The following is a 21,137-nucleotide window of genomic DNA, read 5'->3' on the forward strand; positions in this document are numbered from 1 at the left end:
GGGTATGCGGGAGCGTGCTACGATGGCTGGGCGGGCTCAGGCGCGCATGAGTTCGGGCAGGTCGCCGGTGATTCCGGCGGCTTCGCGGACAAAGCCGCGGCGCAGGCCCGGTGCGGCGTTGATCGCCGCCATGCCCAGATCGCGGCCAAGCCGCAGGATCGGGTTGTCGTTGGAGAACAGCCGGTTGAAGAGATCCGTCGCCGCCGCCAGCGAGGCGGTGTCGAAGCGCCGCCATTGCTGATAGCGCGCCAGCACCATGGGCGAGGCCATGTCTTCGCCGCGTCGCTGGGCATGGGTCATGACATGCGCCAGCGCCGCCACGTCGCGCAGGCCCGCATTCAGCCCCTGCCCGGCAATCGGGTGCATGCCATGCGCGGCATCGCCCACCAGCGCCAGCCGGTCGGCGATGAAGCTGTTCGCCAGCGTCAGGTTGAGCGGATAGAGAAAGCGCTTTCCGGCCAGTGAGATCTCGCCCAGAAAATCGCCGAAGCGCGGGCGCAGCACGTCGAGATACTCGGCGTCCGAGAGCGCGTTGATGGCGCGGGCACGCTCGTCGCGCTCGGCCCAGACGATGGAGCTGCGGTTGCCCGGCAGCGGCAGGATCGCCAGCGGCCCGGGCGGCATGAAGAACTGATGCGCGATGCCGTGATGCGGCAGCTCGTGGGCGATGGCGCAGACCAGCGCGGTCTGGCCATAACCCCAGCCAGTGCGCTTGATGCCGGCGCGCGCCGCGGTGCCGCTGCGCCGCCCGTCGGCCCCCACCAGCAGCCGTGCATGCAGCGTTTCGACGCTGGCCAGCGTCACCGTCACGCCCTCGGGCGCGGTCTCCTGCGCCACCACCGTCTCGCCGGCGCGCTGGTCGACCAGCGGCTCGGACTCCATCGCCTCGATCAGGGCACGGCGCAGATAGCGGTCTTCGATCATCTGGCCCATCGGGCCTTCCTCGATCTCCGCCGAATCGAAATGCAGCCCGAGGAACACCTGCGCCTCGCCGGCGCGCCCGTCGGTGACCTTGATTTCGCGCATCGGTTGGGCATTCGGCGCCAGCGTCTGCCAAAGACCGAGATTTGCCAGCAGCCGCACCGAGGACAGCGCCAGCGCATAGCCACGCCCGTCGAAATCCGCCTCCGCCCGCGCCGCCTGCGGCAAAGCGTCGATGACGGTGCTTTTCAGGCCGGCCCGGGCCGCCGCCAGCGCCAGCGCGGGCCCGTTCAGCCCGCCGCCCACAATCAGGATGTCGCAATCATGTTCCATGGCCGCAAATATGCGCCGCTTCGCGGGATTGTCCATGCGCCGCGCTGCCGCTACCGTCGCGCGCGACTAGGAAAGGGATGCAGATGAGCGATTGGACGGAAATGAGCGCGGTCGAGCTGGGGCAGGGGATCGGCAAGGGCGAGATCGACCCGGTCGCGCTGGCGCAGGCGTTCCTCGACAAGATCGCCGTGCATCCGCTGGGATCGCGAATCTATTCCCGGGTAACGCCGGAGCGTGCGTTGGCCGAGGCCGAGGCCGCGCGCGGCCGCGCCGCCGCGGGTCAGCGCCGCTCGCCGCTCGACGGGGTGCCGGTAAGCTGGAAGGATCTGTTCGACACGGCGGGCGTAGCGACCGAGGCCGGCAGCAAGCTGCTGGAGGGTCGGGTGCCGGACGCGGACGCGCCGGTCTTGCAGACCGCCACCGCCATGGGGCTCGTCTGTCTGGGCAAGACCCATATGTCCGAGCTCGCCTTTTCCGGGCTGGGGCTGAACCCGGTCACCGCGACGCCGCCGTCTGTCAACGATCCCGAAGCTGTGGCGGGCGGCTCCTCCTCGGGGGCTGCGACCTCGGTGGCCTTCGGGCTGGCAGCGGCGGCCATCGGTTCGGACACCGGCGGCTCGGTGCGTATCCCGTCCTGCTGGAACGATCTCGTCGGGCTCAAGACCACGTCGGGGCGGATTTCGCTCGACGGTGTGGTGCCGCTGGCCAAGGGGTTCGACACGGTGGGTCCGCTCTGTCGCACGGTCGAGGACGCAGCGCAGACCTTTGCGGCGCTTGAGGGCCGCGAGGCGCCGGATCTGCGCGGCGCCTCGCTCGTGGGCAAGCGCTTTGCGCGGCTGACCACCATCGTGCTCGACGATCTGCGCCCGGAACCTGCCCGCGCCCATGCCGAAGCGCTCGACAAGCTCGCCGCCGCCGGGGCCGAGATCGTCGATCTCGATGTGCCGGAGATCGGCATCCCGATGGCGGATGCGGGCGTGCTCTACACGGCCGAGGCCTGGGCGGAATGGGGCGAGACCATCGAGGCCAACCCGGATGTCATGTTTCCGCCGATCCGTGAGCGCTTCGAAGCAGGGCGGCAGTTCACCGGCGCCGATTATCTGCGGGCCTGGGAGCGGATGATGGCGGCGCGCGATGTCTATTACGCCGCCAGCGCCGGATTCGATGCGGTGCTTTGCCCGACGGCGCCGAACCTGCCGCCGAAAATCGACAAGCTGATGGAGCAGGGCGAGTATTACGTCACCGAAAACCTGCTAACCCTGCGCAACACCCGCGTCGGCAATGTCATGGGCACCTGTACTCTGACCCTGCCCACCGGCGTGCCCTCCTGCGGGCTCTCGATCATGTGCCCGCCGATGCAGGAGGACCGGCTGCTGCGCCTGGGCGCTGCGGCGGAGCAGGCGCTCGCCTAGGCGTTTCCACTGGCCGGAAATATCCCGGGGGAGGCGCCCGCAGGGTGGCGGGGGCAGCGCCCCCGGCCTTTTCCGGGAGTCTCAAGAAATACAACGGCCAAGGGGGCTTGGCCGCAATCGGGGCGGGTTGCGGCTTTCGCGCCACATCCCCCGGCGGACTCACCACAGTGCTGGACGAAACGCCGGCTCTTCCCTTATCCTGCCGGCAAAACGGGGCGTGAACGATCCCGAGAACAAAGCAGTATTGCAGGCAGTCAAAAGGCACCAAAGCCATGTTTCCCGAGCGGTTTTCGAACCTGCCGCCCTATGCGTTCCCGCGTTTGCGGGCGCTGCTCGACGCGCACGCGCCGGGCGGGCCGGTCACGCATATGTCGATCGGCGAGCCGAAACATGCCTTTCCCGCCTGGGTCGGCGAGGTGCTGGCCGCCAATGTTTCGGAATTCGCGAAATACCCGCCCAATGACGGCACGCCGGAGCTGCGCAGCGCCATCTCCGGTTGGATCGCGCGCCGCTATGGCGTGACGGTGGACCCTGACACGCAGGTGATGCCGCTCAACGGCACGCGCGAGGGGCTCTATAACGCCGCCATGGCGCTCTGCCCCGAGACCAAGTCCGGCAGGCAGCCCACGGTGCTGATCCCCAATCCGTTCTATCAGGTCTATGCGGTGGCCACGGTCTCGGTGAATGCCGAGCCGGTTTTCGTGAACGCGACGAAAGAGACCGGCCATCTGCCCGACTATGAGTCGCTGCCCGCCGAGGTGCTCGACCGTGCGGCGCTGGCCTATGTCTGTTCGCCGGCCAACCCGCAGGGCGCGGTGGCGGACCGCGATTATTGGGAACGGCTCATCGCGCTGGCCGAAAAGCATGATTTCCAGATCCTCGCGGATGAGTGCTATTCCGAGATCTACCGCGACACCCCGCCCCTCGGCGCGCTTCAGGTCGCGCGCGAGATGGGCGCCGACCCCGAGCGTGTGGTGATCTTTCACTCGCTCTCCAAGCGGTCGAACCTGCCCGGGCTGCGCTCGGGCTTTGTCGCCGGCGGGCCGGAGAGCCTGGCGCGGATCAAGCTGCTGCGCAGCTATGCCGGCGCGCCGCTGCCGCTGCCGATCCAGCGGGTCAGCGGAAAGGTCTGGGCGGACGAGGCGCATGTGGTCGAGAACCGCGCGCTTTACGCCGAGAAATTCGCCATGGCTGACCGCATCTTCGGCAATGTGCCGGGCTATGAGCCGCCACAGGCGGGGTTCTTTCTCTGGCTGCCGGTCGAGGATGGCGAGGCGGCGGCGCTGAAGCTCTGGCAGGAGACCGGGGTGCGGGTGCTGCCGGGGGCCTATCTTTCGCGGGAGACGGCCGAGGGAAATCCGGGCAAGGGATATATCAGGGTGGCCCTCGTGGCCCCCAAGGACGAAACCGAACAGGGGCTGACGCGGATCCGTGACTGTCTCTTCGGGCAATAAGAAAAAGACGAGGCGAGCGATGGCATATCAGGCGCGGGGGCGTGACCCCCTATTCGACAGCAACATGCAGGCCGCGATCGAGAAGCGCGGCAAGGAGCTGGCCGGGCTGGCGCTGGTGGCGCTGGGGCTGATGGCTGCCGCGATGATTGGATCTTACACGCCCGACGATCCGTCTTGGCTCTCCGCCACCGATGCGCCGGTGCAGAACTGGATGGGCCGGATCGGTGCCTCCATCGCCGCGCCGCTCTTCATGATCGTCGGCTGGGGAAGCTGGGGTCTCGCGCTCGTGCTGCTGGTCTGGGGGGCTCGCCTCGCTCTCCACCGCGGCGAAGAGCGCGCGCTCTCGCGGGTCGTCTTCGCGCCGATCTGGATCGCGCTCTCGGCGATCTATGCCGCAGGTCAGCCGGTGGGCGCCGAATGGACCCACAGCTTCGGTCTCGGCGGTCTCTTCGGCGATATGATGATGGGCTCGGTTCTGGGCATCCTGCCGCTGGGCGCCGGGCTCGGGCTCAAGCTGGTGATGATGGTGCTGGGAGTCGGCATCGTCGCCATGGGCGCCTTTGTGCTGGGCTTCACCCGGGTCGAACTGAACGCCATCGCGCGCTTCCTCGTGGTCGGTGTCGTCATGGTCTATGCCACGCTGCTGAATCTGCTGGGTCGCGGCGCGAGCGCCTCGGTGGTGGCCGCGCAGCGCATGCAGGCCGCGCAGGCCGAACGCCGCGAGCGCCGCCGTCAGGAGCAGGCCGAGGCCACCGCCTGGGCCGCCGCTCAGGAAGCCGTGCCGGCACCGAGCCTGGTGCGCCGCACCCCGGCCCCCGCTGCGCCCGAGCATCATCGTCCCGCGCCGGTGCCGGTGCACCGCCCCGCGCCCGAGCAGGCCTATGACCATGCGCCCGCCACTTTCGAGGACAGCGTCGATTGGGTCGAACCCACTGTCGCCCCCGCCCCGGTGCCTGCGCCCGCCCCGGCGCCGGAGCCACGCAAGACCGGCCTGCTCGCGCGCGTTCCGGCGCTGATCAAGCGCGCCGATCCGCTTCCCGAGCCGGAGCTGGTCGAGACCGATGTGCTGGATTACGACATCGACGAGCCGGGCGAAGACCGGATCCGTGCCAAGATCGCCGATGTCATCCGCGCCCGCCGCAACGAACCGGCGCCGGAACCCGAATTCGTGCCCGACCCCAGCAAGCCGCTGACCAAGGGTCGTGGCCGCGGCCCCGCGCCGCTGATCTATCAGGCCGCTCCGGAGACCCGCCGCGAGCCGCCGGTGAGCGCGGCGCATGCGCCGCAGACCCACGCGCTGCCGCCCGAGCCGCCGCTCTCGGCGCCGCCGCGCGTGGCCGCGCCTGCACCCGAGATCACGTCCGAGGAGTGGGCTCCCGAGGTCGCACCCGAGGCTGTCGCAGCACCCGAGGCCGCCGCGCCGCAGCCAGCGCCTGCCCGCGTGATGGCGCCGCAGCCCGCCGTGCCGCCGGCTCCGCCCGCAGCTCCTGAGGAGGCGCTGACCGACGATCAGGACGATTTCGCCGATTACCGCGATTTCGACGATTATGGCGACGAGGACGATTATATCCCCGCCATGCCGCCGGAGGCCGAGCGCGCGCCGATCCCGATCGCGCAGCCGAAAAAGGTGGTGCAGCAGCCGCAGCGCAAGCCTATGCAGCCCTCGCGCCGCGCGCAGGCAGAGGCGCAGCCGCAGCTGGGCTTTGACGACAGTCACAGCGAATACGAGCTGCCGCCGCTGAGCCTGCTGGCCAGCCCCGACATGATCGAGCGTCACCACCTCTCGGACGAGGCGCTGGAAGAGAACGCGCGGATGCTGGAAACCGTGCTCGACGACTATGGCGTCAAGGGCGAGATCGTCTCGGTCCGCCCCGGCCCGGTCGTGACCATGTACGAGCTCGAGCCGGCGCCGGGCCTCAAGGCCAGCCGCGTGATCGGGCTCGCCGACGATATCGCCCGCTCGATGTCGGCGCTCTCGGCGCGGGTTTCGACCGTGCCGGGCCGCTCTGTGATCGGCATCGAACTGCCCAACGAGAACCGCGAGATGGTATCCTTCCGCGAGATCCTCTCTTCGCGCGATTACGGCGACGGCAATCAGAAGCTGCCGCTGGCGCTGGGCAAGGATATCGGCGGCGACGCGATGGTCGCCAACCTCGCCAAAATGCCCCACCTTCTGATCGCAGGGACCACCGGTTCCGGCAAGTCGGTGGCGATCAACACCATGATCCTGTCGCTGCTCTACAAGCTGACGCCGGACGATCTGCGGCTGGTGATGATCGACCCCAAGATGCTGGAACTCTCGGTCTATGACGGCATCCCGCATCTGCTCTCGCCGGTGGTGACCGACCCGAAAAAGGCCGTTGTGGCGCTGAAATGGGTCGTGGGCGAGATGGAGGACCGTTACCGCAAGATGTCCAAGATGGGCGTGCGGAACATCGACGGCTACAATGGCCGCGTCGCCGAGGCGCTGGGCAAGGGCGAGATGTTCTCGCGCACCGTGCAGACCGGCTTTGACGACGAGACCGGCGAGCCGGTGTTCGAGACCGAAGAGTTCGAGCCCAAGAAGATGCCCTATATCGTCGTCATCGTCGACGAGATGGCCGACCTGATGATGGTCGCCGGCAAGGAGATCGAGGCCTGTATCCAGCGTCTGGCGCAGATGGCCCGGGCCTCGGGCATCCACCTGATCATGGCCACCCAGCGCCCCTCGGTCGACGTGATCACCGGCACGATCAAGGCGAACTTCCCCACGCGGATCTCGTTCCAGGTGACCTCGAAGATCGACTCGCGGACCATCCTCGGGGAGATGGGCGCCGAGCAGCTTCTGGGCATGGGCGACATGCTCTACATGGCCGGCGGTGCCAAGATCACCCGCTGCCATGGGCCGTTTGTGAGCGACGAGGAAGTCGAGGAGGTGGTGAACCATCTCAAGGCCTTCGGTCCGCCGGAATACGTCTCGGGCGTGGTGCAGGGGCCGGACGAGGAGAAGGCCGACAATATCGACGCGGTGCTGGGCCTCAACACCGGCGGCAATACCGGTGGCGAGGATGCGCTCTACGATCAGGCGGTGGCCATCGTCATCAAGGACCGCAAATGCTCGACCTCCTATATCCAGCGCAAGCTGGGCATCGGCTATAACAAGGCCGCGCGTCTGGTGGAGCAGATGGAGGACGAGGGTGTGGTCTCGGCGGCCAACCATGTCGGCAAGCGCGAGATCCTGGTGCCGGAACAGGCCTGAGCCGGGCGCTAACGCCCGCTGGCCATCCGGCCGTCGAAGCGGAAAGGTTGCTGTGAGAGGATTTCGATCCGGTCCATATCCGGATGCTCGGGGTTCAGGATGTAGTTCCTTTCCGCCTCGATGATCAGAGAAGGCACGGAGAGGATGGCGGTCTTCCGCTCGGCGAGCCACAGATCTCCGATCGCGCGGAAATCGGCAATTTCGGGATTTTTGGGAATATCCGCCCAGGCCGCCTCGGAGCGCGGCAGCTCGTCGGGCAGGTCGAGTTCGACCGCGGTCAGCGCGGGCAGCTTTTCGGTCGTTCTCATCGAGGGTGGCAGGTGAACAAACACCTCAAGGCAGCTCAGGGCGAGCGAGCCGCCGCAATAGACCGCGGGACGGCCGGGGCTGTTCCAGCGGCCGCCCTCCTTGCGGGCGCCCAGACCGTCTAGACCGGGCGCATAGTCGGGGCGTGTCAGGCGCCAGACACGCATCAGTCGAAAATTCCGTGCTCCAGCCGCGTTAATACGCCTTCGACTTCACGGGCGCCGACATCGGTCGCCGCCATGGTCATCGGGACTTCGTCGTTCAGCGCGGGATTGGGGCTGCGCAGCCATTCCTCGGCAAGTTCCTCATCCTCGAACACCCGGAAAGCGTGGGCGACGACGCGCAGCAGCCGCGCAATCGCGTCCGCCTCGTCCGGACGCAGCGCTTCGTCTTTCTGCATACGCCGTTCCAGCGTCCTGTTCGGGATGATCCTGTTGATGTCTCCCTTGTCCAGGATCGAGGATTTTTGGATCTCGCGTACGACCGATGCGGAGACGCCGGACATGATCGAGCTGTAGGAGAGATCGTAAAACGCGATACGGTCGGCACGGTGCACCTCATAGCCCTTGCCCGGCAACACGCGGATGTGCGCCGCTGACGCTTTGGGATCGCTTTGTCTCGTTGCCACGTCGTTCCTCGTCTACTGTGCCGCAGATCTCGTTAGAGACTCCAAACGCCCTCGCCTGAGCGAGGGCGCTGAGTTTCCGCCATTTGCGGTGAAGCTCGCTGCAATGTGGCGGTTCTTTACGTCGTCGTCAAGCCGTCGCTCCGCGCGTTGAGCGATGTGTGAGTCAAATTTACCGCATTTTCGGTGCCGGGACAGAGGTGCGCGACGGTATGCTGTGGCGGAAAAGTGCGCGTCGGCCGGGCGACGCTGGACGCGCGTTGTAGGGCGCCTATCTGCTCATGACGGCGGGCGGCTATCGCATAACCGTGCCCGCATTGCCATATAGAGGCGACGACACGAGCAGGAAGGACCACACATGCTCCGACTCATCTCCGCCACGCTGGCGGCCGTGATGCTGACAGCGCTTCCGGCGGCGGCGCAAAAGCTCTCGCTTGGCGAGATCTCGAGCTATCTCAACACGATCCAGTCAGCCAAGAGCCCGTTCACGCAGATCAATGCGGATGGCTCGATCTCGACGGGCACGATTTTCCTCAAGCGGCCCGGCAAGGCGCGGTTCGAATACAACCCGCCCGAGCAGGCGCTGGTTCTGGCCTGGTCGGGCGCGGTCTATATCTTCGACAAGAAGGTGAGCGGCCAGCCCGAGACCTATCCGCTCAGCCAGACGCCGCTGTCGATCATCCTGGCGCGCAACGTCGATCTGGGGCAGGCGGGCATGGTCACCGGGCACAGCTATGACGGCACCGCCACCACGGTGACCGCGCAGGATCCGAAGCGGCCCGAGTACGGCTCGATCCAGCTCAAGTTCACCGGCAACCCGGTGGAGCTGCGGCAATGGGTGATCGACGACGGCAGCGGCAGCAAGACCACGGTGGTACTGGGCGGGCTGGAGAATACCAGCCTGTCGAACAGCGTCTTCGACGTGAAGCGGGTGGGGAACTGACCCCACCCTCGACCACTTTGCGCGGCGCTCAGCGTGCCGCGCGGCAATTGGCCAGCTGCACCTCGTAGATGATGGCGCGATTGCCCACCTCGTCGGCCACGCGCATAAGCCAGGCCTTGGAATTGTAGCTGCCGCGCGAAAAGCCAGTGCGGCCCTCGTGATAGGCGAGATACTGGTTGCGCGCGTCGCGCAGACTGATGCCCAGTCGGTCGCGGCTGCCCGCCATGTACCAGCCCATGAAATCGGTGGCATCGCGGATATCGTCGCGCTGCGCCCGGCGCTTGCCGGTGGCAACCAGATATTCGTCCCAGGTGCCGTCCAGCGCCTGGCTGTAGCCGAAGGCAGAGCTTTGCCGCCCATAGGGAATCACGCCGAGCGCGTAGCGGAACGGCGTGCGGGCATCGGATTTGAATTTGCTTTCCTGATAGATCGTCGCCATCTGCACATGCACCGGCACGCCCCATCTGCGTTCCGCCGCCCGGAAGGCGCGGAAGTACTGTGGGCGCTGGTTCAGGATCGAACAGGCGTCATCGAGATTGCTGGGCGACCGCCCGCTTCCGCCGCCGCCCCCGCAGGACGCAGCCAGTAACACAATCACCAACGCGCGAAGCCATCTGCTCATCTGCCTCTCGCTTTTCATTGTTTTTGTAAGTTTCTTGCCTAGTTTCCAGAATACCCGAATGTAGAAGCAGAGGGAATCACATTTCCGCTGGAACCTGCCGTCAGCGTCTTTATGCTAACGGGCCAAAGATGCGGTGGATGCCAGTTGGTGGCGCAACTGTTGGACGAGAGTTCACAGTCTGTTTCCTCTAAAATATGTCCCAAAGTTGGACTTTCTGCCGCGAAAATGCCATGACTTGTCCCTAGAGGTCGATATGCACACACAGCGCGCGAAATATCATCTGGGCCAGGTTGTCCGTCACAAGAAGCACCCGTTTCGCGGTGTGGTGTTCGATGTCGATCCGGAATTCAGCAATACCGAGGAATGGTATGAGGCGATTCCCGAGGAATCGCGCCCGATCAAGGACCAGCCCTTCTATCATCTGCTCGCCGAGAACGAGCAGAGCTTTTACGTGGCCTATGTGTCGGAACAGAACCTCATTGCCGATTATTCCGGCGAGCCGGTGGATCACCCGGACATTCCCGATCTCTTCGGGGCCTTTAACGATGGCAGCTACGAGCTGCATTTCCAGCTGAACTGACGGAGCCGCAGGGGAGGGCGCGCCGGTGGAGATCGTGGCGGCCCTGTCCCTCGTGACGTCAACCGCGCTGCTGGTGGCGATCCCCGGGCCGAACGTGGCGCTGATCGTCGCCAACACGCTGGCGTATGGGCTGCGTCTTGGCGTGGCAACTGTCGCGGGGACCACGCTTGGCGTGGCGGCCCAGGTCATGTTTGTGGTCGCGGGGTTCGCGGCGCTGCTTGAGCTGGCCGCCTGGGGCTTTCAGCTGTTGCGCTGGGCCGGAGTGGCCTATCTGCTTTGGCTTGGGGTCAGCACATGGCGACGCGGGGCTGCGGCGCTGGAGGTGCAGGCGCCGCGACGTCGGAGCGTTGTTGCGCTGCTGGTGCAGGGGGCGCTGGTCGCGGCGGTCAATCCCAAGACGCTGATCTTCAACGCGGCCTTCCTGCCGCAATTCGTGGCGCCGGGCGGCGGTGCCGGGGCGCTGGCCGGTGTGGCCGCGCTTTACCTAATGGTTCTTTTCACAGGCGATCTGCTCTGGGCGCTGGCCGCGCGACGGGCTCGTGGCTGGCTGCGCCATGCGGGACGGCTGCGGCACCGGATGACGGGCGGGCTCTATCTGCTGGCGGGCGCCGGGCTGGCGCTGGCACGGCTGCCGCGCTGATGTCAGAGCGACCGGGCGAGCAGGTCGGTGAATTCCGAGACCGCCTCGGGCGGCAGCGACCAGTCGCAGACCAGCCTTGCGGTGGCGATGCTGTCGTCGGGGCCGTCGAGACTGTCCCACATGCTGTAGACGGCGCCGGCGGCGTGCAGCTTGCGGTGTACGCGGCGGGGCAGGTCGAAGAAGAGTACGTTGGCGTGGCGGTCGGTTTGCAGCGTCACGTCCAAACCCTTCAGCCCCTGCACGAGCTGGTCGCAACGCGCATTGGCGCGGCCCGCCAGATCGCGCCAGAGATCGCCTTCGAGATAGGCGGCCATCTGTGCCGCGAGATAGCGATGCTTGGAGAACAGCAGCGCCCCGCGCTTGCGGCGCAGCTCGAATTCCGCAGCTTTCTCCGAGTTGAAAATCAGCACCGCCTCGACACCCATTAGCCCGTTCTTGGTACCGCCGAAGACGCAGATATCGACACCGGCCTTCCAGCTCATCTCGGCGGGGGTGACGCCGAGCTTGACGGCGGCATTTGCAAAACGCGCGCCGTCGAGATGCACCGGCAGGCCGAATTCCTGCGCCACGCCGGTCAGCGCGCGCAGCTCCTCCATGGAGTAGACATTGCCGCGCTCGGTGAGCTGGGTGATCGAGACCGGCCCGCGCAGCGGCCCGTGCACGCCGCGTGTCTCTTCGCCGGCGATGGCGGCGCGCAGGGCCTCGGGGGTCATGCGGTCGCTGTCGCCCACCAGGGTCAGCTTGGCGCCGCCGGTGTAGAATTCCGGCGCGTTGCACTCATCCTCATGGATATGCGCGGCGGGCGAGCAGAACACCGTGGCATAGGGCGGGCAGAGACAGGCGAGCGACAGCGCATTGGCCGCCGTGCCGGTGGGCACCAGATAGACCGCCGCCTCCGGCGCCTCGAACAGAGCGCGGAGATCCTCGGCCACCTGTTGCGACAGCGGATCGTTGCCATAGCCCATGGCGTGGCCCTCATTGGCGTGGGCCAGCGCGTCGAGAACCTGCGGCGCCACGGGACCGGAATTGTCGGAGGCAAAGAACATCAGATCGGCTCCTCAATGATGTGGTCTTCCCAATCGTCCTCGCCGATCTCGAATTCCGGAACGGTGCGATCCCGCATGGACACCCCGGCCTCATGCACCGTTTCCGGGTCGCCCGAGATCAGCGGGTGCCAGTCGAAGAGCGGCTTGCCCTCCCAGAGCAGCCGGTACGCGCAGGTCTGCGGCATCCAGTAGGCGTGCTCGTCGATATTCGTGGGTTTCAGCACGATGCATTCTGGCACGAACTGATGGCGGATCGGGTATTGCGCGCAGCGGCAGGTGCTGTCGTCGAAGAGGCGGCAGGCGACGCGGGTCAGCGCGACCTCGCCGGTCTCCTCGTCCTCGAGCTTGTTGAGGCAGCATTTGCCGCAGCCGTCGCACAGCGCCTCCCATTCGGCTTTGGAGAGCTTGGCGAGCGGCTTTTTCTCCCAGAACCGGGGCGCCAGCCCGTTGCGGTCGATCGGATCGCTCATAGCGCCGAGAGGATCTCGCGCGCCTTGGCGCAATCGGCATCCATCTGCTGGATGAGCGCGGCGAGCCCGTCGAATTTCACCTCAGGGCGAAGATACTCGACCAGCCCGACCGACAGGGTCGTCCCGTAAAGATCGCCGTGGAAGTCGAAGATGAAGGTTTCGAGATTGGGCTTGTTCTCGCCGAACATCGGGCGCACGCCGATGGAGGCGGCGCCGTGATAGCTGCCCTTGTGCTCGCCATCCAGGATTTGCACCAGCACGGCATAGACGCCGAGCTTGGGCGGGTGCAGCCCCTCGATGGACATGTTGGCGGTGGGATAGCCCAGCTCGCGACCGCGCTGCTCGCCACCGATCACCGGGCCCTCGATGCGGTGCCAGTGGCCGAGCTGTGCCGCCGCCTCGCGCGGGTTGCCGTCGCTGAGCGCCTGCCGGATCGCGGTGGAGCTGACCTGCCCGCCGTCATACTCCAGAATCTTGGCGACAGTGACGCCGAAGCCCAGCTCTTCGCCGAAGCGCTGGAGATCGCTGACGGTGCCCTTGCGGTTCTTGCCGAAACAAAAATCGGCCCCCACCACCACATGTTTGAGCCCGAGCCCGTCGGCGATCACCCTGCGGCAGAACTCCTCCGGTGTGAGCTCGGCCAGCGCGCTGTTGAAATTGAGCTCATAGAGCCGCTCCACCCCGAGCTTTTCCAGCCGCGAGGCACGCGCCTTGGAGGACATCAGCCGGAAGGGCGGGGTGTCGGGTGCGAAATACTCGCGCGGATGCGGCTCGAAGGTGAGCACGCCGAAGGGCGCGCCGCCGCCTGCCGCGCGGGCGAGGTCTATCACGGCTTGATGGCCGAGATGCACGCCGTCGAAATTTCCGATGGCGACACTGGCGCCCCGGTCTTCGGGCTCGACATATTGGTAATCTCGGATGATCCGCATGAACGCAGGCCTAGCCCCAGCGGCCAGCATGCGCAAGGCGGCTCGGGGCGGGGAATGGCAATGCCGCCACAGAGGGGGCTGGTCTTGTGCCAGCGTGCGGACACGGTGGGCAAGTATTGCCCACCCTACGGCATCCGTTATCCGTAATCGCGCTCGCCAAAGATCGCCGAGCCCACGCGTACATGGGTGGCGCCGAGCGCGATGGCCTCTTCGAAATCGGAGCTCATGCCCATGGAGAGCCCCTCCAGCCCGTTGCGTTCGGCGATCTTGCCGAGCAGTGCGAAATGCAGCGAGGGCGTCTCCTCGACCGGCGGGATGCACATCAGCCCCTTGATCGGCAGGTCGAGCCCGCGGCATTCGGCGATGAAGGCATCCGCATCGGCGGGCAGGATGCCGGCCTTCTGCTCTTCCTCGCCGGTGTTCACCTGAATGAAGAGATCGGGGCAGGCGCCCATCTCCTGTGCCAGCCGCGCCAGCGTGTTGGCGAGTTTCGGCCGGTCGAGCGAGTGAATGGCGGAGAAGAGCTCCATCGCCTGCCGCGCCTTGTTGGTCTGCAACGGCCCGATGAGATGTACGGAGACGCCCTCGTAGCGCTCCATGAAATCGGGCCATTTTCCGCGCGCCTCCTGCACCTTGTTCTCGCCAAAGAGCCGGTGCCCCTGCTCCAGCACCGCCTCGACCCGCTCCAGCGGCTGCACTTTGCTGACTGCGATCAGCTGGACCGAACCGGGGTCGCGTCCGGCCTCGGCTTCGGCTTTGGCGACGCGGTCGCGGATATCGGTCAGTCCCATGGCTCGTCTCCCCAGGCTTCTATGAACGGTTGCAGCTCGCGCTCGTATTTCTTCCAGGCCTGCGCCGACCCGGTATAGATCGGCTGGCGCACCTGACTGACGCTGAGCGTCTTCACGGCGTCGCTGTTCTTGTGGAAATCGAGGCAGGCGTCCTGCCAGTCAAGCCCCACCGCCGCGATCAGTGCGCGCGAGTGCGGTTCGGGGTCCGCCACCAGCGCCTCATAGCGGATCTCGTGGATGACGCCGGGCAGCGCGGCCTTCCAGTGCGCGACATGCCGGCGGAAGCGTTTGATCGCATGGGCGATATCCGCGAGGTCGTTGGCGTAGCGATGCGTGCCGGTGGCGAAGTAGTTCTTGTGGATCGACAGGGCGATGTCGCGCGGGTCGCGCTGCACGACGATAAAGCGCGCGCCGGGCAGCGTGTGATGCAGCAGCCCGACGATCAGATAGGAGAGAATCGACTTGTCGGTGATCACCGGGCTGTCGCCGGGCACGTCGCGGCGCGCGAGCGTGGTGTAGCGTTCGGCGAAGGCGCGCAGCTTTTCCGGAGCGGTGTCGGCGAGGGGGCGCATGGCTTCGCCGGCGCCGAACATGCCATAGGCGAGCTTCAGCGCGAGGCTCAACTCGTTGCCAGCCGACACCTCGCTATGGGCGGCGAGGATGCGCTCGACCAGCGTCGTACCGGAGCGCGGCATGCCGGTGACAAAGACCGGGCGGGGGGAGAGAGGTTCCGTGAGGGCGGATTCGGGCGAAAGCCCTGCCTGCGCGTCGCGCACGGCGGTGAACTCGCGATCCTGCGCGGCGTTGTCGAAAGGCGCCGCCTTGCGCTGCAAGGCATTGGCGCGGGCAAAGCAGGCAAAGGCGCGCTGCGGTTGACCGGTCTCCTCCAGCGCCTTGCCGAGCGCGTAGCCGAGATGGATTCGCGGCTCGTCCTTCATCTCCTTGCGCGTCCAGAGCCGCTCCATCGCCTGAAGCAAAGGGTCGCCGGCGGAGAGCTTTTTCGTGGCAAGGAAGATGCGGTAGAGCTGCGCTTCGTTCGGGTGCTGGCGGATCAGCTTGCGAAAGATCTTCTCGGCCTCGTCGAACCGGCCGAGCAGTTGCAGGTAATGCGCCTTGTCGGCGCGCGGCTTCACCGCCTTGCCATCGGCGGCAATGAGCCGGTCATAGGCGGCGAGCGCTTCCTCGGCGCAGCCGAAATAGCGGAACCGCTCGGCGGCGTGCTGGGTGAGCTTGGCATTGCCGGGCGCCAATGCGACGGCTTTTCGCAGGTGGCGGAGGCAGGCTTCGCGGTCGCCCTCTTCGAAGGCGATTCTCGACAGGTGGAAGGGGATTTCCGGGCGCTGCGGATCCGCCTGCGCCAGCTGCGTCAGCGCGGTCCGGGCCTGTGCGAACTGGCCCTTGGCCATGAGGCCGGTTGCCTGCTGGAAGAGCCGGGTTTTCATCGCGGCGGAGAGCGGCAGCATTGGGCGGGCACCTCGGCGGTTGGACAAAAAGAAAAGAGCGGGCAAATGCCCGCTCTTCCCTTAGCGTAATCTCCGGGGAGATTAGAAGCTCATGTTCAGACCCAGCGACCAGGTGCTGTCGTCGCCCGAGCCCCAAACGCCTTCCATGTCGGAGTAGCCGTAGCCGAGACGGGCTTCCAAGCCGCCGCCGAGGTCGTAGGATGCCGCGAGGCCCCAGCCCGACTGGTTGTCGCCGTCGTACTCGAACTGACCCCAGTTCAGGCCAACTGCGATGGCGTTCATTTCGTAGCCGAAGCCGACACCCACGTGGGTAATGTCGTCCGAGCTGCCATCAATGTCGGAGACCGAGTAGGTCAGGCCGGCGGAGATGCCATTGGCGAAGCCACCGGTGACGGCGATGCCGGTCACGTCAGCAACATCTTCCAGGGTCTGGTAGCCGAGGCCGACGGTGAGGTCGACCATGCTGACCTGACCGCTCCAGGACACACCGACGCCCCAGATGGTGTCGCCGATGCTGTCATAAGCGAGGCCTTCGTCTTGCGCTGCGCTTTTGCTCATCACGCCGTCGGCAGTGATCACAGCATCCGAACCGTCTGCGGTCTGCTCGGCCGACAGCGAGAAGGTGAAGCCGTTGTAGGCGTAGTCGAAACGAGCGATCTGACCGTCGGAGCCGGCACCGTCAAGGCCGGTCATGCCGAGCGAGTCACCGTCGCCGTGGTTGAAGCCAGCGTGAACGGTTTCGTCGTCGCTCAGCGAGGCGGCTGCCAGAGCCATTTCCGGGATGCGAGCGTCGTATGCACCGTCGGTGTCACCCATGGTCAGGGTTGCGCCACCGTAGGAGATGAAGACAGCTTCACCGCCCTGCTTGCCCGGCAGTTCGAAACGGCCCGGGTTTTTGTTGTCGGCAGCTTCGTCCAGATCGATGGTCGCACCGAAGGTCAGACCGTTGTCGGCTTCGCCCGACAGGGTGAAGCGGATGTCGAAATCGGTGAAGAACTGGGTGTCAGCATCTTCCGTGGACGGGCTGTAGATACCCATTTCGGCGGTACCGGTCAGGGCGACTTCAGCCGAGGCGACGCCTGCGGTTGCAACCAGCGCAGTGGTAGCAAACAGAATCTTTTTCATTGTTTCCCTCATGTGTTCGTAAGGCACGTACCAATCCGGGTAGCCCGGCCTTGATGGGCTTTCTATGCGCCTTCCCCCCCCGCGTTTGCAACCGGTCGCTGAAAGGCGCGCGGAACGAGCCAATCAGTGATGCGCAATTGCCACAAAATTGCCCGCTGCCCCGAACGCCACACGGGAAAGCGCCTTGGTTCAAGGAGATTGACGGCTTGTCGCGCGCGGGTGTGCCGAGTATGCAGGGGGCGAAAGAGACGGGACGGGCAGGAGCTTTTGCCGATGAAAATGATGCGGAACGCTGTGAGAGTCGCTCTGTTCGGCGGGATGATGGCTCTGGCCGGCTGCGGATCCGTCCGCGGCTGGTTCGACGGGCGCGGCTCCGACACACAAACCGTGCCGCCCGGCAACGCGGAGACCTCCGAGCAGATCATCGAGAAGGAAATCTACGGTCGCGAGGGGCGCCCTGAGTCGACGATCTGGGACATTTTCCGTGCCCGCGAGGATGCTGGCAAGGTCGGCGCGGTGAATCGCTATATCTGGAACGCCTCGCTCGACGTGCTCGATTTCCTGCCCGTCGAGTCGGTCGATCCGTTCACCGGCGTGATCACCACCGGCTACGGCACTCCGCCGGGCAGCGGCCGCGCCTATCGTGCGACGATCTATGTTTCCGATCCGGCGCTCGATGCGCGTTCGCTCAATGTCGCGCTGATGACCCGCTCCGGTCCTGTGGACGGCGCCACCGTGCGCGCGGTCGAGGATGCGATCCTGACCCGCGCCCGGCAGCTGCGCGCCCGCGACGGCAACCTCTGATAAAGGGCTGACCGCCGGGGTCGCGCAACTCTTTTCGAAAAGAGTTGCAACTTCCTTCGAAGGAAGTTGCCCCGGGCTCAGCCGTCCTTGCTGACATTCTCGCGGAACGCGGTGTCGAAGGCGGCCTTCTTGGCGTCGTCCGCCTCGGTCTGATGCTGCGCCTTCCAGTCGTTATAGGGCATGCCGTAATAGATCTCGCGCGCCTCGTCCTTGCCGATCTCGATCCCGCGCTCGGCGGCTGCCTCCTGATACCAGCGCGACAGGCAGTTGCGGCAGAACCCGGCCAGATTCATCAGGTCGATATTCTGCACGTCCTTGCGATCTTCCATCAGATGTTTGCGCAGCCGGCGAAAGGCGGCGGCCTCGATCTCGATGCGGGTCTGGTCGTCCATGTCTTTCTCCTCCGTCAGTCCGGCACGTCGTCGAGCGCCGCCTCCAGCAGCGGCGCCAGTCGCGTGCCCCAGTGCTCTTGGGTCGCTTCCGTGGCAATGAGGTCGTTGCGCAGTTCGATCAGCGTGTTCACCCGCCCGTGGCGCAGCGCGTGCCGGTCGATGGCATCGCCGGGCAGGTGGCCGGGATAAGGCTGGTTGCGGCCCACGGTCAGATCCGGCTCGGCTTCGAGCCGGGCGATCAGCGGGGCCGACAGCCGCGCGTCCCAGGCGTGCAGGATGCCCACATGCCAGGGGCGTGTCGGGCGTCCGCGCAATTGCCGCGTGAAGGAATGCATCGAGACGATGGCGACATCCTCGCGCGCCGCCGCCAGCGATTCCAGCGCCGTGTGATAGGGGCGGTGATAGGCGTTGAGCCGGCGCTCGCGCTCTGCCGCATCCGCGTGGCGGTTGCCGGGGATGACCGAGCCGTCATAGAGCCGCATCAGCAGCGTCGGGTCGTCCTCGCCGCGGTTGGGGTCGATCACCAGCCGCGAGAAATCCGCCCAGATCAGCGGCGAGTCGAGCGCTGCCGCCAGGGCGCGGGCCACGCCCAGAGCGCCTACATCATAGGCAATATGCCGCGCCATGTCCGCTTCGGGCAGTCCAAGGGTTCCCCCGAGATCGGGTGGCACGGTATTGCTCGCATGATCGCAGGTGACCAGAAACCGTCCGTTCCGGCCTTCTCCCTCTGTGTGATATGGCGTGTAGGTCATGGCTCTTGTCTGAAATCCTGCCCGCTCCACTTAGAGCAGTTGTGCCGCGAAGGGAATTGCGCAATACCTTCATGAAGGTGTTAGCGATAACTGGTTTAAGGGTAAACAATTCGGGGCCGGGGCATGGGACGCGCCGGAGCAGGGAGACGGAAATGAGACGTTTGCGCAAAGTGAAGATCGTGGCCACGCTGGGCCCGTCCAGCAATACATATGAAATGATCCGGACGCTGCACGAGGCCGGGGCCGACGTGTTCCGCCTCAATATGAGCCACGGCAGCCACGAGGACATCACCAAACTGCACCGGCTGATCCGTCAGGTGGAAAAGGATCTCGACAGCCCGATCGCGATTCTCGCGGACCTTCAGGGCCCGAAACTGCGGGTCGGGACATTCGAGAACGGCGAGGAAGAGCTCGACTGGGGCGATACGTTCCGGCTCGATCTCGACGAGGCGCCGGGCACCAAGAAACGCGTCTGCCTGCCGCATCCGGAGATCTTCCAGGCGCTCGGCGTCGGCGCGCATCTGTTGGTCAATGACGGCAAGATCCGCCTACGGGTCGAGGAATGCGGCGAGGATTTCGCCAATTGCGTGGTCGAGGCGGGCGGCACGATCTCCAACCGCAAGGGCGTCAACGTGCCCGATGTGGTGCTGCCGCTGGCGGCGCTGTCTGAGAAGGACCGCAGCGATCTGGAATTCGCCGCTGCACTCGGCGTCGACTGGCTGGCGCTGAGCTTTGTGCAGCGGCCCGAGGATGTGGAAGAGGCGCGCAAGCTCTGCGAAGGCCGCGCGGCGATTCTGTCGAAGATCGAGAAACCCTCGGCGGTGAAGGCCTTCGACAAGATCCTCGAAGTGTCCGACGGCATCATGGTGGCGCGCGGCGATCTCGGGGTGGAGCTGCCGGTGCAGGCGGTGCCGCCGATCCAGAAGCGCCTGATCCGCGCCTGCCGCAAGGCCGGTAAGCCGGTGATCGTGGCCACCCAGATGCTGGAATCGATGATCGAGAGCCCGATGCCCACCCGCGCCGAGGTCTCGGATGTGGCGACCGCGATCTATGAGGGCTCCGATGCGATCATGCTCTCGGCGGAATCGGCCGCCGGTCAGTATCCGGTCGAGGCGGTGACCACGATGAACAACGTCGCTGCGGGCGTCGAGAAGGACCCGACCTATACCGAGATCATCGAGGCCTCGCGCAATATCGACCGCACCAGCGTCGCCGACGGCATCGTCGCCGCCGCGCGCGAGATCGCCGAGACCGCGAATATCAAGGTGATCTGCTGCTTCACCTCCTCGGGCACCACCGTGGCCAAGGTGGCGCGCGAGCGCCCGCGCGTGCCGATCATCGCCATGACCTCGCTGCGCGGCACCGCCCGGCGGCTGTCGCTGACCTGGGGGGTGAACTGCGTGATGACCGGCGAGCTTGAACGCTTTAAGCAGGCGGTGGTGAATGCCGCGCGGGCGGCGCGGGCGCAGGGCTATGCCGGCACCGAGGACCAGATCGTGGTGACCGCCGGCGTGCCCTTCAACATCCCGGGCACGACGAACATCCTGCGCGTGGCACCCTGCGATGAGCGGCTGATCTATTCCACCGATCCGGAATAGGGCGCTTCGCGTTTCGCGAATGGCGGGGGCTCTGCTAGGCTCGTTTCCGTGGCGGTTTCTCTCCGCCGCGGAAAGGCACATATGAGCCCCGACCACCTTCTTGTCCTCGGCCTGTTTCTCGCTGTGATCGCTGTTCCGGCGATGCTCTCGGCCTATTCGGACGGGCGCCGGCCCTTTGTCGGTGCCGTGGTCGCGGTGGTCGCCGTAGCGGTGCTGTTGCATGGGAATACCAAGCAGCCGGACGGCTACCGGCTGGCGGATGTTCCCGACGCCGTTTACGGCGTGATCGGCGACATGCTCCGGTAGTGCGGCGCGCAGGGGCGGTGGGCAGATTGCCCACCCTACGCGGTAGCCTGCGACGAGGATTCCCGCTTGCATCATAAGGCGCCCGGTCCTATAGGAGGCGCCTCTACCCGCGCGGCCGGCCCGGAGTGGCATGCCGAGTCGCGCGTCAACGCCAAACGTCAAGGAGACGGAAATGCCCAAGATGAAGACAAAATCGAGCGCCAAGAAGCGCTTCAAGGTGACCGCGACCGGCAAGGTCGTCGCAGGTCAGGCCGGCAAGCGCCACGGCATGATCAAACGCACCACCAAGTTCATCCGCGATGCACGCGGCACCACCACGCTGTCGGCTCCCGACGCAAAAATCGTCAAGGGCTATATGCCCTACGACCGCTGATAGAGGAGATCTGA

General features: G+C 66.0%; 22 protein-coding genes. 10 read left to right on the forward strand and 12 right to left on the reverse strand.

Features of this window, described 5'->3' with window-relative positions:
* Positions 1-36: 36 nt before the first annotated feature.
* On the reverse strand, positions 37-1,290 hold the full coding sequence (locus I6N89_RS05970) for a UbiH/UbiF/VisC/COQ6 family ubiquinone biosynthesis hydroxylase (RefSeq protein ID WP_207017314.1): 1,254 nt from the start codon (positions 1,288-1,290) through the stop codon (positions 37-39).
* Between the two features lie 47 nt (positions 1,291-1,337).
* On the opposite strand from I6N89_RS05970, the gene I6N89_RS05975 reads away from it, so the two are divergent.
* From I6N89_RS05975 to I6N89_RS05985, 3 genes are all read left to right on the forward strand, one after another.
* Positions 1,338-2,666 carry an amidase gene (locus I6N89_RS05975; RefSeq protein ID WP_207017315.1) on the forward strand — a complete coding sequence of 443 codons (1,329 nt, stop codon included), beginning with the start codon at positions 1,338-1,340 and terminating at the stop codon, positions 2,664-2,666.
* 272 nt (positions 2,667-2,938) lie between these two features.
* Positions 2,939-4,120, forward strand: a complete 1,182-nt coding sequence (locus tag I6N89_RS05980; protein ID WP_207017321.1) for an aminotransferase class I/II-fold pyridoxal phosphate-dependent enzyme — start codon at positions 2,939-2,941, stop codon at positions 4,118-4,120.
* A 19-nt stretch (positions 4,121-4,139) separates the two neighbouring features.
* On the forward strand, positions 4,140-7,358 hold the full coding sequence (locus I6N89_RS05985) for a DNA translocase FtsK (protein ID WP_207017329.1): 3,219 nt from the start codon (positions 4,140-4,142) through the stop codon (positions 7,356-7,358).
* Between the two features lie 8 nt (positions 7,359-7,366).
* On the opposite strand, the gene I6N89_RS05990 is transcribed toward I6N89_RS05985, so the two are convergent.
* Together I6N89_RS05990 and I6N89_RS05995 are read right to left on the reverse strand one after the other, a co-directional pair.
* Entirely contained in the window at positions 7,367-7,831 is a 465-nt protein-coding gene (locus I6N89_RS05990) for an RES family NAD+ phosphorylase (RefSeq protein ID WP_207017331.1), read from the reverse strand.
* On the reverse strand, positions 7,831-8,292 hold the full coding sequence (locus I6N89_RS05995; RefSeq protein WP_207017333.1) for an antitoxin Xre/MbcA/ParS toxin-binding domain-containing protein: 462 nt from the start codon (positions 8,290-8,292) through the stop codon (positions 7,831-7,833). The genes I6N89_RS05990 and I6N89_RS05995 overlap by 1 nt, the downstream gene beginning before the upstream one ends.
* Before the next feature lie 355 nt (positions 8,293-8,647).
* On the opposite strand from I6N89_RS05995, the gene I6N89_RS06000 reads away from it, so the two are divergent.
* A complete protein-coding gene (locus tag I6N89_RS06000) occupies positions 8,648-9,232 on the forward strand; it encodes a LolA family protein (RefSeq protein ID WP_207017334.1) in 585 nt (194 codons plus the stop codon).
* 28 nt (positions 9,233-9,260) lie between these two features.
* Here the strand turns inward: I6N89_RS06000 and I6N89_RS06005 are convergent, their stop codons facing one another.
* Complete coding sequence (locus tag I6N89_RS06005) at positions 9,261-9,854, reverse strand: lytic transglycosylase (protein WP_207017336.1); 594 nt, start codon at positions 9,852-9,854, stop codon at positions 9,261-9,263.
* A gap of 253 nt (positions 9,855-10,107) precedes the next feature.
* On the opposite strand from I6N89_RS06005, the gene hspQ reads away from it, so the two are divergent.
* Positions 10,108-10,434 (forward strand): heat shock protein HspQ, encoded by a 327-nt coding sequence (gene hspQ, locus I6N89_RS06010; protein WP_207017343.1) that lies wholly within the window; start codon positions 10,108-10,110, stop codon positions 10,432-10,434.
* 25 nt (positions 10,435-10,459) lie between these two features.
* Entirely contained in the window at positions 10,460-11,074 is a 615-nt protein-coding gene (locus I6N89_RS06015; protein ID WP_207017345.1) for a LysE family translocator, read from the forward strand.
* Positions 11,075-11,076: 2 nt separating this feature from the next.
* Here the strand turns inward: I6N89_RS06015 and I6N89_RS06020 are convergent, their stop codons facing one another.
* The 6 genes from I6N89_RS06020 to I6N89_RS06045 form a co-directional block, all read right to left on the reverse strand.
* On the reverse strand, positions 11,077-12,120 hold the full coding sequence (locus tag I6N89_RS06020; protein ID WP_207017346.1) for a threonine aldolase family protein: 1,044 nt from the start codon (positions 12,118-12,120) through the stop codon (positions 11,077-11,079).
* Positions 12,120-12,590: a YcgN family cysteine cluster protein gene (locus I6N89_RS06025; protein ID WP_207017347.1), complete on the reverse strand. Its 471-nt coding sequence runs from the start codon at positions 12,588-12,590 to the stop codon at positions 12,120-12,122. Before I6N89_RS06025 ends, I6N89_RS06020 begins: the two co-directional genes overlap by 1 nt.
* Positions 12,587-13,519, reverse strand: coding sequence for a bifunctional riboflavin kinase/FAD synthetase (locus I6N89_RS06030; protein WP_207017348.1), 933 nt, complete (start codon positions 13,517-13,519; stop codon positions 12,587-12,589). Before I6N89_RS06030 ends, I6N89_RS06025 begins: the two co-directional genes overlap by 4 nt.
* A gap of 137 nt (positions 13,520-13,656) precedes the next feature.
* Positions 13,657-14,310, reverse strand: a complete 654-nt coding sequence (locus I6N89_RS06035) for a YggS family pyridoxal phosphate-dependent enzyme (RefSeq protein WP_207017349.1) — start codon at positions 14,308-14,310, stop codon at positions 13,657-13,659.
* Positions 14,301-15,773 (reverse strand): tetratricopeptide repeat-containing sulfotransferase family protein, encoded by a 1,473-nt coding sequence (locus tag I6N89_RS06040; protein ID WP_207017350.1) that lies wholly within the window; start codon positions 15,771-15,773, stop codon positions 14,301-14,303. The genes I6N89_RS06035 and I6N89_RS06040 overlap by 10 nt, the downstream gene beginning before the upstream one ends.
* An 81-nt stretch (positions 15,774-15,854) precedes the next feature.
* Entirely contained in the window at positions 15,855-16,898 is a 1,044-nt protein-coding gene (locus tag I6N89_RS06045) for a porin (protein WP_207017351.1), read from the reverse strand.
* A gap of 273 nt (positions 16,899-17,171) precedes the next feature.
* Here I6N89_RS06045 and I6N89_RS06050 point away from each other — a divergent pair, with 273 nt between their 5' ends.
* On the forward strand, positions 17,172-17,702 hold the full coding sequence (locus I6N89_RS06050; protein WP_236016457.1) for a DUF3576 domain-containing protein: 531 nt from the start codon (positions 17,172-17,174) through the stop codon (positions 17,700-17,702).
* A 77-nt stretch (positions 17,703-17,779) separates the two neighbouring features.
* Here I6N89_RS06050 and I6N89_RS06055 read toward each other — a convergent pair whose 3' ends face one another.
* Positions 17,780-18,094: a DUF1244 domain-containing protein gene (locus I6N89_RS06055; RefSeq protein WP_207017352.1), complete on the reverse strand. Its 315-nt coding sequence runs from the start codon at positions 18,092-18,094 to the stop codon at positions 17,780-17,782.
* A 14-nt stretch (positions 18,095-18,108) separates the two neighbouring features.
* On the reverse strand, positions 18,109-18,846 hold the full coding sequence (locus I6N89_RS06060; RefSeq protein WP_207017354.1) for an N-formylglutamate amidohydrolase: 738 nt from the start codon (positions 18,844-18,846) through the stop codon (positions 18,109-18,111).
* A 152-nt stretch (positions 18,847-18,998) separates the two neighbouring features.
* On the opposite strand from I6N89_RS06060, the gene pyk reads away from it, so the two are divergent.
* From pyk to rpmI, 3 genes are all read left to right on the forward strand, one after another.
* Positions 18,999-20,444, forward strand: a complete 1,446-nt coding sequence (gene pyk, locus I6N89_RS06065) for a pyruvate kinase (protein WP_207017356.1) — start codon at positions 18,999-19,001, stop codon at positions 20,442-20,444.
* A gap of 81 nt (positions 20,445-20,525) precedes the next feature.
* Positions 20,526-20,750, forward strand: coding sequence for a hypothetical protein (locus I6N89_RS06070; RefSeq protein WP_207017358.1), 225 nt, complete (start codon positions 20,526-20,528; stop codon positions 20,748-20,750).
* A 172-nt stretch (positions 20,751-20,922) separates the two neighbouring features.
* On the forward strand, positions 20,923-21,123 hold the full coding sequence (gene rpmI, locus I6N89_RS06075) for a 50S ribosomal protein L35 (RefSeq protein ID WP_009504408.1): 201 nt from the start codon (positions 20,923-20,925) through the stop codon (positions 21,121-21,123).
* Positions 21,124-21,137 lie beyond the last annotated feature (14 nt).

This window comes from Salipiger abyssi (assembly GCF_017311415.1).
GTDB classification, from domain to species: Bacteria; Pseudomonadota; Alphaproteobacteria; order Rhodobacterales; family Rhodobacteraceae; genus Salipiger; species Salipiger abyssi_A.

Excerpts from the sequence above, each read along its gene's own strand:
- I6N89_RS05970 (WP_207017314.1), bottom strand. The coding sequence starts at position 1,290 with ATGGACAATCCCGCGAAGCGGCGCATATTTGCGGCCATGGAACATGAT.
- I6N89_RS05975 (WP_207017315.1), top strand. The coding sequence starts at position 1,338 with ATGAGCGATTGGACGGAAATGAGCGCGGTCGAGCTGGGGCAGGGGATC.
- I6N89_RS05980 (WP_207017321.1), top strand. The coding sequence starts at position 2,939 with ATGTTTCCCGAGCGGTTTTCGAACCTGCCGCCCTATGCGTTCCCGCGT.
- I6N89_RS05985 (WP_207017329.1), top strand. The coding sequence starts at position 4,140 with ATGGCATATCAGGCGCGGGGGCGTGACCCCCTATTCGACAGCAACATG.
- I6N89_RS05990 (WP_207017331.1), bottom strand. The coding sequence starts at position 7,831 with ATGCGTGTCTGGCGCCTGACACGCCCCGACTATGCGCCCGGTCTAGAC.
- I6N89_RS06000 (WP_207017334.1), top strand. The coding sequence starts at position 8,648 with ATGCTCCGACTCATCTCCGCCACGCTGGCGGCCGTGATGCTGACAGCG.
- I6N89_RS06005 (WP_207017336.1), bottom strand. The coding sequence starts at position 9,854 with ATGAGCAGATGGCTTCGCGCGTTGGTGATTGTGTTACTGGCTGCGTCC.
- hspQ (WP_207017343.1), top strand. The coding sequence starts at position 10,108 with ATGCACACACAGCGCGCGAAATATCATCTGGGCCAGGTTGTCCGTCAC.
- I6N89_RS06020 (WP_207017346.1), bottom strand. The coding sequence starts at position 12,120 with ATGTTCTTTGCCTCCGACAATTCCGGTCCCGTGGCGCCGCAGGTTCTC.
- I6N89_RS06025 (WP_207017347.1), bottom strand. The coding sequence starts at position 12,590 with ATGAGCGATCCGATCGACCGCAACGGGCTGGCGCCCCGGTTCTGGGAG.
- I6N89_RS06030 (WP_207017348.1), bottom strand. The coding sequence starts at position 13,519 with ATGCGGATCATCCGAGATTACCAATATGTCGAGCCCGAAGACCGGGGC.
- I6N89_RS06035 (WP_207017349.1), bottom strand. The coding sequence starts at position 14,310 with ATGGGACTGACCGATATCCGCGACCGCGTCGCCAAAGCCGAAGCCGAG.
- I6N89_RS06040 (WP_207017350.1), bottom strand. The coding sequence starts at position 15,773 with ATGCTGCCGCTCTCCGCCGCGATGAAAACCCGGCTCTTCCAGCAGGCA.
- I6N89_RS06045 (WP_207017351.1), bottom strand. The coding sequence starts at position 16,898 with ATGAAAAAGATTCTGTTTGCTACCACTGCGCTGGTTGCAACCGCAGGC.
- I6N89_RS06050 (WP_236016457.1), top strand. The coding sequence starts at position 17,172 with ATGAAAATGATGCGGAACGCTGTGAGAGTCGCTCTGTTCGGCGGGATG.
- I6N89_RS06055 (WP_207017352.1), bottom strand. The coding sequence starts at position 18,094 with ATGGACGACCAGACCCGCATCGAGATCGAGGCCGCCGCCTTTCGCCGG.
- I6N89_RS06060 (WP_207017354.1), bottom strand. The coding sequence starts at position 18,846 with ATGACCTACACGCCATATCACACAGAGGGAGAAGGCCGGAACGGACGG.
- pyk (WP_207017356.1), top strand. The coding sequence starts at position 18,999 with ATGAGACGTTTGCGCAAAGTGAAGATCGTGGCCACGCTGGGCCCGTCC.
- I6N89_RS06070 (WP_207017358.1), top strand. The coding sequence starts at position 20,526 with ATGAGCCCCGACCACCTTCTTGTCCTCGGCCTGTTTCTCGCTGTGATC.
- rpmI (WP_009504408.1), top strand. The coding sequence starts at position 20,923 with ATGCCCAAGATGAAGACAAAATCGAGCGCCAAGAAGCGCTTCAAGGTG.